The following is a 14086-nucleotide window of genomic DNA, read 5'->3' as shown; positions in this document are numbered from 1 at the left end:
CCCCCCCCCCCCCCCCCCCCCCCGGGCCTGGATCAGGCCTGGGCTTCGCCAGCGGCCGGAGCGTCGGCAGCCGGGGCTTCAGCGGCCGGAGCGGCAGCAGCCGGAGCGGCAGCAGCCTTCTTGGCCGGAGCGCGGCGGGCCGGCTTGGCTTCTTCGGTGGCGGCAGCGTCGGCGAACTCTTCTTCACGGACGGTGGCAGCGTGCGGAGCAGCGGCCTTGCCTTCCAGCACGGCGTCGGCAGCGGCGCGGGCGTACAGCTGCACAGCGCGGATGGCGTCGTCGTTGCCCGGGATCGCGTAATCGACCAGTTCCGGGTTGTAGTTGGTATCGACAACAGCGATCACCGGGATGCCGAGCTTCTTGGCTTCCTTGATGGCGATGTCTTCGTGGCCGATATCGATGACGAAGATCGCGTCGGGCAGACGGTTCATGTCCTTGATGCCGCCCAGCGAGGCTTCCAGCTTGTCGCGCTCGCGACGCAGGCCCAGCACTTCGTGCTTGACCAGCTTGTCGAAGCTGCCGTCGGTCTCACCGGCTTCCAGTTCCTTCAGGCGGGCAACCGACTGCTTCACGGTACGGAAGTTGGTCAGGGTGCCGCCCAGCCAACGCTGGTTCATGAAGGGCATGCCGCAACGCTCGGCTTCTTCACGGATCGACTCACGGGCGCTGCGCTTGGTGCCCAGGAACAGGATGGTGCCGCGCTTCTGCGCAACGCTGGAAATGAAGTTCATCGCGTCATTGAAGAGCGGAACGGTCTTTTCCAGGTTGATGATGTGGATCTTGCCGCGGGCGCCGAAGATGTACTGGCCCATCTTGGGGTTCCAGTAACGGGTCTGGTGGCCGAAATGGACGCCGGCTTCCAGCATCTGACGCATGGTGACCTGGGGCATTGCAGTAACTCCTGATAGGGAACCGGCCGCCACGGGTAATAGTTGGGCGGTCCGCCGTGAGGCGGGGGGTTCCGGGGTTTGGCTTCCCTGTCGCTTCCGTGACCGAACTCCTTGCGGAGCACCCCGGCACGGATATGGGCGGCAGGTGTGGATTCACCGGTGACGTCCGGTGTTGACGTGTTTCCTGCTTCGATGAGGCAGGAGATCCGGTCGATTATAGCCCGGCCTGGGCCGGTGGCGCAATTGTAGGGGGCATCCCGCCCAGCACGACCTCTTCGCCATCCTCCAGGCGGGCGCGGAATTCACCGCCCGCGTACGCCTCGGGGCGGCCGGGCAACGGCCAGCGGCGCGTCTGCCGGGGCAGTACGTAGCCTGCCAGGCCGGCCACCACGCGGTGACGGGCGCCAGCGGCGTCGATGAAGACCAGGTCGGTCAAGCGGGCATGGTCGCTGCCGGCATTGTAAAGACGGAGCACGGGGCCGGCCGCTGCGGTTTCCACGAAGGCACCCAGCGCAGGCCGGTCCCGTATGGGGGTGGCCGGAGCCAGGAACACCGGCAGAGAAACCCGCAGCGGCGGGCTGGCTTCGTGGGCCTGGATAACCAGCCGGTAGCCCCGCTCCACTGCCTCGGGAGGGGGCGCGAGCCGGACCACACGCATCCGTTGGCGGGTGTTGGGGGCGATGTGCAGCTCGGCGGGGCTCAGGGCCACGTCCTCGGCGGGCACCAGCACCTCGCTGTCTTCGGTCTGCTCCCACCGGTACAGCCGTGCCTGACCGGACCAGGGGCGGGGCTCCGGGTTGTACAGCCACACTTCGGCCTGCATCGCCCGGGCCGGGATGCTCACGCGCAGCGGCGACACCTCCAGCGCGGTGGCCGGGCCACTCCCGCCCAGCAGGGCGATCAGCAGCCAGCGGCTGGCTAGAACGTGAGAGTGAGCCACGGGCGCTCCCGCGCGCTGCCCGCACCGGGCTCCAGGGCCGGCGTCAACGCCTGCACTTGGGGCGGAGGCGGCGCTGGCGCGTCGCTGCGCTGGTGGGCCACTGCGCACGATGCGGTCGGAACCGCGCTGTCCAGCGCACAGCCTTCCACGATGCGCAGGTTGATGCGCACGGCCGTTCCCTGCGCGGCGATGGCGGCGGGGAGCGGGCTCAGGCCCAGGGCGATGCCCAGCAGGGCGTGGGTGCGGCAGCGACGATTCATGCGGAACGACAGCAGGGGGATGTCGCCATTATCGGCCGTCGCAGGTGCGGCTTGAGCAGTCCCGTGCCGGAATCGCCACCTCAGTACGTGATCGTGACCTTGATCTGGTCGTTGTACGTACCCTCCGCGACCGCGCCGGTGGTCGGCGGCGCGCGGCCATACACGGTCAGGCTCTGGGCGCTGCCGGTGCCGGTGCCCGAGACCAGATCCACCCCGCTGGTGCTGCCCCAGCGTGTGCTGCGGCCGCTGTTGCTGTAAAGCTCGTATGGAATGAAGTAGGCGGGGTTGGTGGTGTGGCGCATGCGGCGCGTGGTGCCCTGCGGGTACAGGCCGTTGTCCAGCGCGATCGTGTAGGCGGTGCGGTTGAGGCAGGTCAGGCCGATGGTCGATGTCTGGTCGCGGTTGCTGGTGATGGCGCCGGCATTGGTGCCGAAATCCATGTCCGTGGTGACGTACGTGCTGCACTGGGGCAGGACGTTGGCGGTGACGGTGAACGGGAAGCCGCTGGTGGCGGTTTTGTGGCCGCCGACACCGCCCGTCGTGCTGCACAGTGCCGGCGTTGTGGCGGTGCCGGTCAGGACCTGGTTGAAGGCGTACTCCAGGGTGACCCCTGCGCCGCTGAAGGCGCTGGAATACGCCCCGGCAGATAGTGTCTGTCCGGCAGGAATCTGGCCGTAGATGACCACGTTGGTGGTTCCGCTGCCGCCGATCAGGGGGACGGAGTAATTGATGTCCAGACTCCGTGCCGGTGGAGCCCCGCCTGGCACGAGTCCCCAGATGACCGTCCGCGCAGGGTTGGTATACAGCTGGTAACTGAGTGCGTCGCCGTTTGCATCGGTCATGCTGCGCATGGGGGTGAAGGTTGCGCCGGTCGTTCCGGTGCCGAGCCCCACGCACATGCGTACCGAGGCACTGCCCAGGATGCTCAGGCCGGCGCTGCTGCAGTTGATGTCGAACGAGGTCATCGTATTGGTCGGTCCGGTCGCTTGGCTGCCGATCGTGCCGAACGCCAGAGTGACCGGCGTGGTCGCAGTACAGGTGGTATCCGCGCGCGCCACACCGGGAGCGCACAGCCCCAACAGCATCGCCAGCAGCAGGAAGGCGCGGGCGCTCATCGGTCCGTCCCGGGCAGGCAGGGCAACGGGCCAAGCCGGGCCGGCCGGGTGCTGTTCTCCGGCTGCATGCTCAGCGTCACGCTGCACCGTCCCTGTGGTGTATCGACCTGCAGCCGGGTCGCTGGCGCCAGGTTCTCCAGATAGGCCTCGCCGCCATAGCCGACCGTCGCGCTGCGCCCGTCCGGCAGGCGGACCTGGCTGCCGGCATCCAGCGCAGTGCCTTGGGCATCGTGCAGCACCACGGTCAGGGCACGGGTGCGCCGCAAACCGAAGCCCACGCCCAGGCCAGCGCTCTGCCGTGGGGTGACCCAGGTGTCGACCCGGTCGGCGCGCAGGTCGGCCGGCAGGTCCAGGGTATCGATGGACAGACGGTTGCGCTGCCAGGACAGCAGGGGAGTGACGAGCAGCAGGCCATTGGCATCGGTCACCCCGATCAGGCGATTTTCCAATCGCACCGGGATGCCCGCATACCCGTTGGTGGAGACCACGGCGAAGGCATCGGGCACTTCGCGCGCGGCAAACAGATGGCCCCCCATCCACACCAGGCTGCCAGCGGCGTTGCCATAGGCGAAATTGGCATCACCCTGGCGCGACACGCCCACCGAATAACGCCCGACCCGGTTCAACCAGCCCAGCTCGGCCAGGCCACCCGCGCCGCCGTCACCCTCGCGCGCCTGCACCCGCCAGCCGTAACCGCCCTGACTGCCATCACCTGGCACGGGCTGGGAAACATCCAGCGCGTACAGGCTGCGGTCCCCGTTGCGCTGCGCCGAGAGGCTGCTCTGCCGGTTGCGGCCCAGGCTCACCGATACCGACAGGTACACGCTGCGGTCGCGACGTTCGGACAGGTTCTGGTTGAATGAGAGATAGGACGACCAGCGCTCGGAGAAGCGCTTGTTCCAGAACACGCTGGCGTAGCGGTTGTCATCGCCATCGGGGTAGGACAGGCGCAGGTAGCTGGCGCTGAGCGACCCGGCGCGGCCCAGTGTGGCGCCCAGTGTGAGCTGATCGATCACGTCCGGTGGCAACGACCCCTGTAGCGCGCCCAGGTCGCGATAGGCGCCATGGGTACGGCGGGTGGAGGCGTTGACGTTGAAGCGGCGGTTGTTCCAGCTGTACCCCAGCGCCCATTGGCCGCCGTCCAGACCGTCCATGCGGCTGCGCGCATAGGCAGCGTTGAAGACCCCGGCGTGGCCGAGCAGCCACCAGCCGCCGGCCCCTGCCGTGGTCACACCGCCACCGCCTTCGGCATGCAGTTCGGCGGTGAAACGATCGCTGGCCCCGTAGCGCCAGGTGCCGCTGCCCAGAGTGGGCGACTCGTAGGCGAACGAGCGCACACCGTAGTCGCGGCGCATCCTGCCTACCCCAAGCGACCAGTCCGACAGCCCCTTGGCCAGCAATTGCTGGGTGCCGTAGAAGGAAAAATCCAGCGTCTGCATGCGGCCGTACGCATCGGTGATCACCACCTGGGCGTTGCCGGTGCCGCTGATCCCGGGCTGTGCGGCCAGCTGGAACGGCCCGACCGGCACCTCGCCGTTGTACTGGCGCAGGCCATCCACATACAGTTCCACATTGGACGGCACCACCGCCTCGCCCAGAAAGCTTGGCGTCGGGGTCAGCACGCGGTAAGGCTGCAGGCCGTAGTTGCGCCCGATCTGGATGCCGCCCATCCGCACCGGCCGGCTCCAGTCGACGAACCCGCTGAAGAAATCGCCGACGGTCAACGTCACGGCCTGATCGGGGAAATCCAGTGCCCAGTGGCTGTCCAGGCGAACGCTTTCTCCGTGCCAGTCGCGGTTGCCATCCTGATAGGTGCGGTTGAGCTGGGTGCTCTCCAGCACGCCGCGGCCCAGGCCGAACAATCGCCACTGCGTGGTCGCGGTGAGGTTCCCGAGCGTGTCGTTGTGGCTGGCGTACAGGTCGTAGTTGAGCAGCGCCCCCGGCGAGGCAGTGGCGGCAGGTGCCGTCTCGGTGGCCTTTTCCAGCTGCGTGACCGGCAACTGCAGTTGCGACAGCGGCACCTCCAGCGCCAGCGTCTGCAGCGCCGCGTCGTAACGGACCACCACGCCAGTGAGCTGGTCCAACGCGACCGGCTCGTCGCCTCGCGCCGGGAAGCCGAGCTGGCGCAGCGTGGCGGCGGGAGCGCTGATCTGTCCGCCCAACAGTGAGAACGGCAGCAGCCCGCGTGGGCTGCGGTTGAGGGTCACCTCCAGATAGAGCGTCTGCGGCGCGGTCAGCGGTGTGGGGGGCGGCAGCATCGCCTCGCCGGATGCGCCGGCCGCCCCGATGTCCGCCTCGCCGGCCCAGGCCGCGGACGGGAACAGGCTGCCGGCCAGCGCGATCCGCACGCAGGCCTCAGCGAGACGGTGGCGCGGGGGACAGTGGCGTCGGTACGGACTCGCCATTGATCTTCGCCGAGAGGGTGCTGCCGACCATGTGTGCTGCGGTGATCTCCAATGGCCAGCGCATGGTCTGGCCGCTGAGGACGTACCCCACCAAGCCGGGCTGGAAAACCTGCGGGCGTTCCAGAGTGCCCAGGGCCAGATCGGCGATCTGGGCGTAGCTGTTGCCGCTGTTGTGCACCTCCAGCAGCAGCTGGCCGTCATCGCCGGGTAGCACGCGGGCCTGCAGCGTGGGTTTCAGCGGATGCTCGCCGGCCGGCTGGATGAACACCGGCAGCGAGTAGCGCAGGACGAACTGCATGCCGCGCCGGTCCGGATCCAGTGCCGGCACTTCATCGACGATCACCCGGTACGCGAGCTGCTCGACCGGTGCGTCCGGCTGCGCACGAACCACGCGGATCAACTGCTGCTGCCCGGCGGCCAGTGACTGCATCGGTGGGCTGACCACCAGCTCCGCAGTGGGCTCCAGCGCGTCCTTGCCATCACGCTGGGTCCAGCGGAATACCCGGGCCTGCACATCCACCGGCGCGGCGCCGCTGTTGCTGACCCACAGCGCTTCGGCGTTCTGGCGTGGAGTGAGCTGCAGTGAGGTCGGGGCAACCTGCAGGCTGGCTGCCGAGGCGCTGCCTGCCAGGACCAGCCACGGCCACGCCCATGCAGCCACCATCGTGGGCCGCCGCCGGCGCCCGCGTGCGAGTGTCGGCATGGGAACCTCAGTAGGAAATGGTGGCGGTGACGGTGTCCTGGTAATTACCGGTGGCGGCGTTGTTCACGCTTGGGTTGGCGATCTGGCCATAGATGTTGAAGGCGAACGGCAGGCCGGTGCCGGTGGCAGCGACCGTGTTGGTGCCGGTGGTGGCGCCCCAGACAGTGGCATGGCCTGCATCCTGGTAGAGCTGGTAGCCCACGAAGTTGTTGGCGGTGACCGCGGCGTTGGTGTTCTTCATGCGCCGGGTGGTCACGTCGTTGGCGGTGCCAGCGTTGGAACCGGCGTTCAAGGCGATCGTGTAGGGGGTCAGCGCCGAACATTGCGCGGTGATGGTGCCCTGCGCGTTGGACGGGGTAGTGGCCGTGGACAGCGCCGAGCCGAAGTCCACGTCCGTGGCGGCTGCAGCGGTGATCGTGCAGGCCTTGGTGATGATGATCTTGACGTTGAAGGTCGTGGTATCGGCCGCCACGGCGGGCGCAGCGAGGCTGGCAAGGGCCAAGCTCAACAGGGCAGGACGGAGAAATCGCATGGGCATGCTCCTTGGACGCGGGTCCTTGCTGAACAACACGATGCTGCCGAACGGTGACGCGATGGAACGGTGTTGATCCGGTTATAGGTTTGCCCTTGTAGGGAACTCGCGAGATTTGGCCCATTCAATGGCCGTTTTCGGCACAAACCTTCGATCTGAGACGTCCATCGCATTCATTCATGGACCTGACTGGATGCCCGCCCCAACCGCGGCTGTCAGCGTTCCATCCGATCCCGTTCAGATTGGCCCCGGATCGGCGATAATGGGCGCCATGAGCGTGAATCTGAAAACCCCCGAGGAAATCGAACTGATGCGCATCGCAGGCCGTCTGGCCAGCGAGGTGCTCGACGTCGTCACCCCCCACGTCAAACCGGGCGTGACGACCGAAGAGCTGGACCGCATCTGCCACGACCACATCATCAATGTGCAGAAGGCGACACCGGCCAATGTCGGTTACCGCGGCTTCCCGAAGACGGTCTGCACGTCGGTCAACAACGTGATCTGCCACGGCATCCCCAGCGAAGCCAAGGTCCTCAAGGACGGCGACATCGTCAACATCGATGTGACCGTGATCAAGGACGGCTGGCACGGCGATACCAGCCGCATGTACTACGTCGGCACGCCGTCGGTCATGGCCAAGCGCCTGGTCGATGCGACCTATGAAGCCATGTGGCGCGGCATCCGCGCGGTCAAGCCGGGCGCGACGCTGGGCGATATCGGCCATGCGATCCAGAGCTATGCCGAAGCCGAGCGCTTCAGCGTGGTGCGCGAGTACTGCGGCCATGGCATCGGCAAGGTCTACCACGACGAACCGCAGGTGGTGCATTACGGCCGTCCGGGCCAAGGCCTGGTGCTGCAGCCCGGCATGACCTTCACCATCGAGCCGATGATCAACGAGGGCACCCGCTACAACAAGGTGCTTCCGGATGGCTGGACCGTGGTCACCAAGGACCGCAAGTTGTCGGCGCAGTGGGAGCACATGGTCGCGGTCACCGAGACCGGCGTCGACGTGCTGACCCTCTCGCCCGGCGAATCGCAGGTCTGAGCATGCTGCCGGCGAGCCCGATGCTGGACGCGCCGGCCGATTCCGTCGCCGACCCGGACTGGGCGGCGTTGGCGCGCCAGTCGCTGCAACAGACCGACGCGCGGCTGTACCGCCGCTTCGACCAGAACGACAACATCGAACGCCTGCTCGCCCTGCGCGCGCGGGCAGCCGATCACCTGATCCGGCTGGCCTGGCAACGCTGCCTGCCTGCCGGTTCGGGGATGGCGCTGTTCGCGGTGGGCGGCTACGGGCGCGGCGAGTTGTTCCCGCGCTCGGATATCGACGTGCTGGTGCTGGGCACGCCCGAGCAGCAGCGCCGGCACGAGTCCGGGCTGGCGCGTTTCTTCGCCCTGCTGTGGGATTGCGGCCTGCCGGTCAGCCACGCGGTGCGTTCGCCGGCTCAATGCACCCAGGCCAGCGCCGACCAGACGGTGCTCACCGCGCTGATCGAGTCGCGCCCGGTGGTCGCCGATGACGCCGCGCGTCAGGCACTGAAGGCGGCGGTGAACGTGGAGGGCCTGTGGCCGCCACGCGAATTCTTCCTCGCCAAGCGCGAAGAGCTGCTGGCCCGCCATCAGCGTTTTGGCGACACCGCCGACAATCTTGAGCCGGACATCAAGGACGGCCCCGGCGGGCTGCGCGATCTCAATACGCTGGGCTGGATGGCACTGCGGGCGTTCGGCGTGCGCGACCTGGAAGCGCTGGTCGGTCTCGGCCATCTCGGCCCGGATGAAGCGGCCGCGCTCAAACGCGAACGGTGTGCGCTGGCGCGGCTGCGTTTCGGCCTGCACCTGGTCGCCAACCGGCCGGAAGAACGCCTGCGGTTCGATTACCAGAAGACACTGGCCGCCCGCTTGGGGTTCGAAGACGACATCGAAAGCCTGGCCGTGGAAAAGATGATGCAGGGGTTCTACCGCAGCGCCACCGTGGTGCGGCGGATCAGCGACCGCCTGCTGCAGCGCTTTGAAGAACAGTTTGATGGCGAAGCAGTCCCAGAGCCGGTGAGCGTGGGCTTCTCGCTGCGCCGTGGCTACCTGGCTGCCAACGATCCAGCTTGGCCCCAGGGTGATATCGAACAGGTGTTCGCGCTGTTCTCCAGCTGGGCCTACAACCCGGATGTGCGCGGCCTGCACTCGCTGACCGCGCGCGCGCTGGCCGAATCGCTGCCGGAGCTGGCGGCATACACCGAGGCAAGCGCTGCGGCGCGCGAGCAGTTTTTGGCGCTGCTGCGCAGCCCGCGCGCGGTCGATACCCTGGCGCGGATGGCACGCCTGGGCGTCCTCGGCCAGTGGATCCCCGCGTTCGCGCAGGTCTCCGGGCGCATGCAGTTCGATCTGTTCCATGTTTACACCGTGGACCAGCACACGCTGATGGTGCTGCGGAACATCGGCCTGTTCGCCAGCAGCCGCGCGGATGAGCGCTTCTCGATCGCACATGAAGTCTGGCCGCGCCTGCGCAAGCCGGAGCTGCTGCTGTTGGCCGGCCTGTTCCATGACATCGCCAAGGGCCGCGGCGGCGATCACTCCGAACTCGGTGCGGTGGATGCGCGCGAATTCTGCCAGGCACTGGCGCTGAGCAGCTCCGATACCGAGCTGGTCGCCTGGCTGGTCGAACAGCACCTGCGCATGTCGGTCACCGCGCAGAAGCAGGACATCTCCGATCCGGAGGTGATCCATCGCTTCGCCACCCTGGTGGCCAGCCGCGACCGGCTGGACTATCTCTATCTGCTGACCTGCGCCGATATCGCCGGGACCAGCCCCAAGCTGTGGAATGCGTGGAAGGACCGTCTGCTGGCCGACCTGTATTTCGCCGCGCGCCGCGCGCTGCGCGACGGGCTGGAGAACCAGATGCCGGCCGCCGAGCGCGTTGCCGAAGCGCGCGAATCGGTGCGTCAGCTGGTGCGTGAGCGCGGCTACGACGATCCCACCATCGATCGCCAGTTCACGGTGATGCCCGATGAGAGCTTCATCCGGCTGCGCCCGGAACAGCTGGCCTGGCAGGCCGCTGCGCTGGTGCCGTTGAAGCAGGGCCAGACCCTGGTCAAGGTGCGCAGGCTGACTCCCGAGGACGACGCACTGGAAGTGTTCGTGCACTCGCCCGACCGCGACGGCCTGTTCGCCGCGATCGTGATGACGCTGGACCGCAAGGGCTACACCATCCATCGCGCGCGCGTGCTGGACGGTCCGGTCGATACCATCTTCGATACCTTCGAAGTGACCCCGGCCGACAGCTTCGCCGATGGCGATGCGCTGCGCCTGGAGGCCGGCCTGCGTGAGGCGCTGGCCGGCGATCTGACCCGGCTGCGCCCTTCGCGCCGCGTCATCCCGCGCCAGCTGCGGCACTTCCGTTTCGCCCCACGCGTCGAGTTCCGTGATGTCACCGATGGCGAGACCACCAGTACCCGTTTCAGCCTCGTCGCACCCGACCGCCCCGGTCTGCTGGCCGACGTGGCGTTCGTGCTGCGCAACCAGCGGCTGCGCGTGCATGATGCGCGCATCGCCACGTTCGGCGAGCGCGCCGAAGATATGTTCGTGATCAGCGATGAGCATGATCACGCCCTGACCGAATCCGCCAGGCAGCAGCTGCAAGACGCGATGCTCGCCTGCCTGGACCCTGATCGAAACGCCGGAGACCCCCACTGATGGCCACCAAGCCTGCCAAGAAGACTGCCGCGAAGACCGCGGCGGCCAAGACCCGCGCTGCCGCGCCTGCAGTGAAGAAGACTGCTGCCGCAGCGAAAAAGGCGGCACCTGCCGTGAAGAAGGCTGCCGTGAAAAAGGCGCCGGCCCGCAAGGTTGCCGCCACGCCCGCTGAGAGCGCCGCCAAGCGCAGTGCCAGCCGTGATGCCACCATCGCGCGCAAGTCGCTGCGCAAGCCGGCCACGCCGGGTGTGGAAGAACTCAAGTTCGGCATCGAGAGCGCGTTCGAGCGCCGTGCCACGCTGACCCTGCATGAGATCGAAGGCTCGACCAAGCCGCTGGTCGGTCGCGTCATCGACGGCCTGGAAACCGGTGAATTCCGCGTTGCCGAGCCCGATGGCCACGGTGGTTGGAAGGTCAACGAGTGGCTGAAGAAGGCCGTGCTGTTGTACTTCCGCGTCAACGACATGGCCGTGGTCGATGCGCGCCCGGCGCCGTTCTGGGACAAGGTCGAATCGCGTTTTGCCGGCTTCGATGAAGCCAAGTTCCGCCGCGCCGGCGTGCGGGTGGTGCCCGGTGCGATCGCGCGTCGTGGCAGCTACTTCGGCAAGGACGTGGTGCTGATGCCAAGCTTCACCAACATCGGCGCCTATGTGGGCGAGGGCACCATGGTCGACACTTGGGCCACGGTGGGTTCGTGCGCGCAGATCGGCAAGCACTGCCACCTGTCCGGCGGTGCCGGTATCGGCGGCGTGCTGGAGCCGCTGCAGGCCAGCCCGACCATCATCGAAGACCATTGCTTCATCGGTGCGCGTTCGGAAGTGGTGGAAGGCTTCGTGGTCGGCCATCACAGCGTGATCGGCATGGGCGTGTTCCTTGGCCAGAGCACGCGCGTGTACAACCGCGCCACCGGCGAGATCAGCTACGGTTCGGTACCGCCGTACAGCGTGGTGGTGTCCGGCCAGCTGCCGTCCAAGGACGGCTCGCACTCGCTGTACTGCGCGGTGATCGTCAAGCAGGTCGATGCCAAGACCCGCAGCAAGACCAGCGTCAACGAGCTGCTGCGCGGCCTGGCCGACTGAGCACCCCGCAGCCCGCGCTGGCGCAGGCGGCGCGCTACCGGCACCCGTTCGCGGGGTGGCCGGGACGCGCGCTGCAGCGTCTGCTCGGCTGCGCGCACCTGACCGCCGCCCGGCGCGCGCTCACCCGCGTGCTGCCGGTGCCGGCGTTGATCAGTGATGTGCGTGAGGTGGTGTACCTGAGCTGGTGGGTGGACGTGCGTCATGCACCGCCGCCGCCCCCGGGCCATCGCCTGTTCGTGCATGACGGGCGTACGCCCTACACGATCCTGACGTACCGCCACGGCCATTTCGGGCCAGCGCTGGCGGGGCCGTTGCGTGGCCTGTTTCCGTCGCCGCTGCAGAGCAACTGGCGCTGGTATGTGGTGCCGGACGATGCAGCGGCCGGGTCCGCTACGCCACGGGTGCTGTTTGATCGCAACGCCATCGACAGCGTGGCGCACGCGGTGGGTGCGCGGCTGTGGAGCGACGCCATGCAACCGCATCTGGCCGCGCGTTTCTGGCATGCCGTGGATGCCGATGGCGGGCACACCGTGATCGAGCCGGGGCAGGGCAGCGCGCCGGCATTGCAGGCGCAGGTGCGTCCGGCAGAGGGCTTGGCGGCTGCCTGGGCGGCCGGTGCCTTCAGCGATGCAGCGCAGGCCATGACTTTTCTGGCCTGTCAGGAGGCCGCGTTCGCGGTCGCCCCGGATGGTCGGCTGGCCCTGACCCATATCGATCTGCCGATCACCCAGGCCGAGGTGCAGCCGCTGCGGCTGGAGGGGGCGGTGACCTGCCCGCACCTGGCCGCGATGGGCGTCGATCTGGCCGATGCGTTCTGTTTCCGGGTGCCGCAGGTGCCGTTCCGGGTCGTGTCCGAACGCCTGTTGTGACATCCTCACCGCGTCCTTCCTGATCGATGCTGCACGCCGCGCCATGACCACCACTCTGTACGGATTGAAGAACTGCGACACCTGCAAGAAAGCCACCAAGTGGCTCGACCGTTTCCAGGTGCCGTACACCTTCGTCGACTACCGCGACCACATGCCAACGCCGGAGACCCTGATCGACTGGGCGGCCCAGGCCGGTGGCTTTCCTGCGTTGATCAACAGGTCCTCCACCACGTGGCGGCAGCTGCCGGAGAACCGCAAAGCGGCCGACTCCGAGGCCGAATGGAAGCTGCTGCTGCGCGAGTACCCGCAGCTGATCAGGCGCCCGGTGGTGGTGAGCGCCGATGGCGTGATGACCCAGGGCTTCTCGGACAACGGCTTCAAGCAGCGGTTCGGAGTGGGCGCGTGAACGACGTCGTTGCCTTGACCTTCGACCTGATCGCGCGCGCCTCGGTCACGCCCGAGGACGCCGGTTGCCAGGCGCTGCTGGCCGGCCGTCTTGAACGCGCCGGCTTCCACTGCGAACACCTGCGCCTGGGCGAGGTCGACAACCTGTGGGCCACACATGGGCAGGGCGCACCGGTGCTGGTGCTGCTCGGGCATACCGATGTGGTGCCGACCGGCCCGGTCTCGGCCTGGACCAGCGATCCGTTCGATCCGCAGATCCGTGATGGCGTGCTGTACGGGCGTGGCGCGGCCGACATGAAAGGCAGTGTGGCTGCCTTCGTGGTGGCGGCCGAGCAGTTCGTGGCCGCCCATCCGGATCATCCCGGCACGCTGGCGGTGCTGCTGACCAGTGACGAGGAAGGCGATGCCATCGACGGTGTGCGTCGCGTGGCCGGCATCTTCCGCGAACGCGGCCAGGCCATCGACTGGTGCATCACCGGTGAGCCGTCCTCCACCGCGGTGCTCGGTGATCTGCTGCGCGTGGGCCGCCGCGGCAGCCTCTCGGCCACGCTGACCGTGAAGGGCGTGCAGGGCCATGTCGCCTATCCGGACAAGGCGCGCAATCCGATCCATCTGGCCGCTGCGGCGCTCGCCGAACTGACCGCGCGGCACTGGGATGATGGCTTTGAGAGCTTCCCGCCGACCAGCCTGCAGGTCTCCAACATCCATGCCGGCACCGGAGCCAACAATGTGATTCCCGGCGAGCTGCAGGTGCTGTTCAACCTGCGCTACAACCCGCACTGGAACGCCCCCGCGCTGGAGCAGGAGATCGCCGCGCTGCTGGACCGTCATGCACTCCAGTACACGCTCAAGTGGCATCGCAGTGGCGAGCCGTTCTACACCCCCGAAGGCACGCTGCGCCGTGTCGCGCGTGACGTGCTCGGTGAGTTTGCCGGTGCGCCGCCGGAAGAGAGCACCGGCGGTGGCACCTCCGATGCGCGCTTCATCGCGCCGCTGGGCGCGCAGTGCATCGAAGTGGGGCCGGTCAATGCGAGCATCCACCAGGTCGATGAGAACGTGCGCGTCGCGGATCTGGAGGCGCTGCCGGCGCTGTACCAGCGCTTGATCGAGCGTTTGCTCGCCTGAGTCCCTGGGGCAGCGCTGCTGTCGGACCATCGAGGTAGTGGCGGGGGGGGGGGGGGGGGGGGGGGGGGGGGGGGGG

The 14086-nt window shown here is 67.8% G+C and carries 13 protein-coding genes; 6 read left to right on the top strand and 7 right to left on the bottom strand.

Annotated features, from left to right (window positions below; genetic code table 11):
- Window positions 1-32: 32 nt before the first annotated feature.
- The 7 genes from rpsB to ACE026_RS14375 all read right to left on the bottom strand — a co-directional run bounded on the left by rpsB (window position 33) and on the right by ACE026_RS14375 (window position 6845).
- Window positions 33-890, bottom strand: a complete 858-nt coding sequence (gene rpsB, locus ACE026_RS14405) for a 30S ribosomal protein S2 (RefSeq protein ID WP_486039510.1) — start codon at window positions 888-890, stop codon at window positions 33-35.
- 214 nt (window positions 891-1104) lie between these two features.
- Window positions 1105-1830, bottom strand: a complete 726-nt coding sequence (locus ACE026_RS14400) for a fimbrial biogenesis chaperone (RefSeq protein ID WP_486039508.1) — start codon at window positions 1828-1830, stop codon at window positions 1105-1107.
- The gene (locus ACE026_RS14395) at window positions 1809-2090 is read right to left on the bottom strand and encodes a hypothetical protein (RefSeq protein ID WP_486039506.1); all 282 of its coding nucleotides are present in this window, start codon (window positions 2088-2090) and stop codon (window positions 1809-1811) included. Before ACE026_RS14395 ends, ACE026_RS14400 begins: the two co-directional genes overlap by 22 nt.
- Window positions 2091-2170: 80 nt before the next feature.
- Window positions 2171-3205, bottom strand: a complete 1035-nt coding sequence (locus ACE026_RS14390; RefSeq protein ID WP_486039505.1) for a Csu type fimbrial protein — start codon at window positions 3203-3205, stop codon at window positions 2171-2173.
- Window positions 3202-5610, bottom strand: a complete 2409-nt coding sequence (locus ACE026_RS14385) for a fimbria/pilus outer membrane usher protein (RefSeq protein ID WP_486039504.1) — start codon at window positions 5608-5610, stop codon at window positions 3202-3204. The genes ACE026_RS14390 and ACE026_RS14385 overlap by 4 nt, the downstream gene beginning before the upstream one ends.
- Window positions 5561-6313, bottom strand: coding sequence for a fimbrial biogenesis chaperone (locus ACE026_RS14380; RefSeq protein ID WP_486039503.1), 753 nt, complete (start codon window positions 6311-6313; stop codon window positions 5561-5563). Before ACE026_RS14380 ends, ACE026_RS14385 begins: the two co-directional genes overlap by 50 nt.
- Window positions 6314-6320: 7 nt before the next feature.
- Window positions 6321-6845 carry a Csu type fimbrial protein gene (locus ACE026_RS14375; RefSeq protein ID WP_486039502.1) on the bottom strand — a complete coding sequence of 175 codons (525 nt, stop codon included), beginning with the start codon at window positions 6843-6845 and terminating at the stop codon, window positions 6321-6323.
- Between the two features lie 271 nt (window positions 6846-7116).
- Here ACE026_RS14375 and map point away from each other — a divergent pair, with 271 nt between their 5' ends.
- Genes map through dapE form a run of 6 tightly spaced genes read left to right on the top strand, consistent with a single transcriptional unit; the run spans window position 7117 to window position 14010 of the window.
- Window positions 7117-7890, top strand: coding sequence for a type I methionyl aminopeptidase (map, locus tag ACE026_RS14370; protein WP_123728774.1), 774 nt, complete (start codon window positions 7117-7119; stop codon window positions 7888-7890).
- A gap of 20 nt (window positions 7891-7910) precedes the next feature.
- On the top strand, window positions 7911-10532 hold the full coding sequence (locus ACE026_RS14365) for a [protein-PII] uridylyltransferase (protein WP_486039520.1): 2622 nt from the start codon (window positions 7911-7913) through the stop codon (window positions 10530-10532).
- Entirely contained in the window at window positions 10532-11611 is a 1080-nt protein-coding gene (dapD, locus tag ACE026_RS14360; protein ID WP_486039501.1) for a 2,3,4,5-tetrahydropyridine-2,6-dicarboxylate N-succinyltransferase, read from the top strand. Before ACE026_RS14365 ends, dapD begins: the two co-directional genes overlap by 1 nt.
- On the top strand, window positions 11608-12480 hold the full coding sequence (locus ACE026_RS14355) for a hypothetical protein (protein ID WP_486039519.1): 873 nt from the start codon (window positions 11608-11610) through the stop codon (window positions 12478-12480). The genes dapD and ACE026_RS14355 overlap by 4 nt, the downstream gene beginning before the upstream one ends.
- Before the next feature lie 43 nt (window positions 12481-12523).
- Window positions 12524-12886: a Spx/MgsR family RNA polymerase-binding regulatory protein gene (locus ACE026_RS14350; RefSeq protein WP_486039500.1), complete on the top strand. Its 363-nt coding sequence runs from the start codon at window positions 12524-12526 to the stop codon at window positions 12884-12886.
- A complete protein-coding gene (gene dapE, locus ACE026_RS14345; protein WP_486039499.1) occupies window positions 12883-14010 on the top strand; it encodes a succinyl-diaminopimelate desuccinylase in 1128 nt (375 codons plus the stop codon). The genes ACE026_RS14350 and dapE overlap by 4 nt, the downstream gene beginning before the upstream one ends.
- The last annotated feature ends 76 nt before the right edge of the window (window positions 14011-14086 follow it).

It is taken from the genome of Stenotrophomonas sp. AGC87 (assembly GCF_057333975.1).
This window is presented reverse-complemented; position numbering and strand designations above follow the sequence as displayed.

Bases quoted from the DNA above. Each gene is read 5' to 3' on its own strand.
- rpsB (WP_486039510.1), bottom strand. From the start codon at position 890: ATGCCCCAGGTCACCATGCGTCAGATGCTGGAAGCCGGCGTCCATTTC.
- ACE026_RS14395 (WP_486039506.1), bottom strand. From the start codon at position 2,090: ATGAATCGTCGCTGCCGCACCCACGCCCTGCTGGGCATCGCCCTGGGC.
- ACE026_RS14390 (WP_486039505.1), bottom strand. From the start codon at position 3,205: ATGAGCGCCCGCGCCTTCCTGCTGCTGGCGATGCTGTTGGGGCTGTGC.
- ACE026_RS14385 (WP_486039504.1), bottom strand. From the start codon at position 5,610: ATGGCGAGTCCGTACCGACGCCACTGTCCCCCGCGCCACCGTCTCGCT.
- ACE026_RS14380 (WP_486039503.1), bottom strand. From the start codon at position 6,313: ATGCCGACACTCGCACGCGGGCGCCGGCGGCGGCCCACGATGGTGGCT.
- ACE026_RS14375 (WP_486039502.1), bottom strand. From the start codon at position 6,845: ATGCGATTTCTCCGTCCTGCCCTGTTGAGCTTGGCCCTTGCCAGCCTC.
- map (WP_123728774.1), top strand. From the start codon at position 7,117: ATGAGCGTGAATCTGAAAACCCCCGAGGAAATCGAACTGATGCGCATC.
- ACE026_RS14365 (WP_486039520.1), top strand. From the start codon at position 7,911: ATGCTGGACGCGCCGGCCGATTCCGTCGCCGACCCGGACTGGGCGGCG.
- dapD (WP_486039501.1), top strand. From the start codon at position 10,532: ATGGCCACCAAGCCTGCCAAGAAGACTGCCGCGAAGACCGCGGCGGCC.
- ACE026_RS14350 (WP_486039500.1), top strand. From the start codon at position 12,524: ATGACCACCACTCTGTACGGATTGAAGAACTGCGACACCTGCAAGAAA.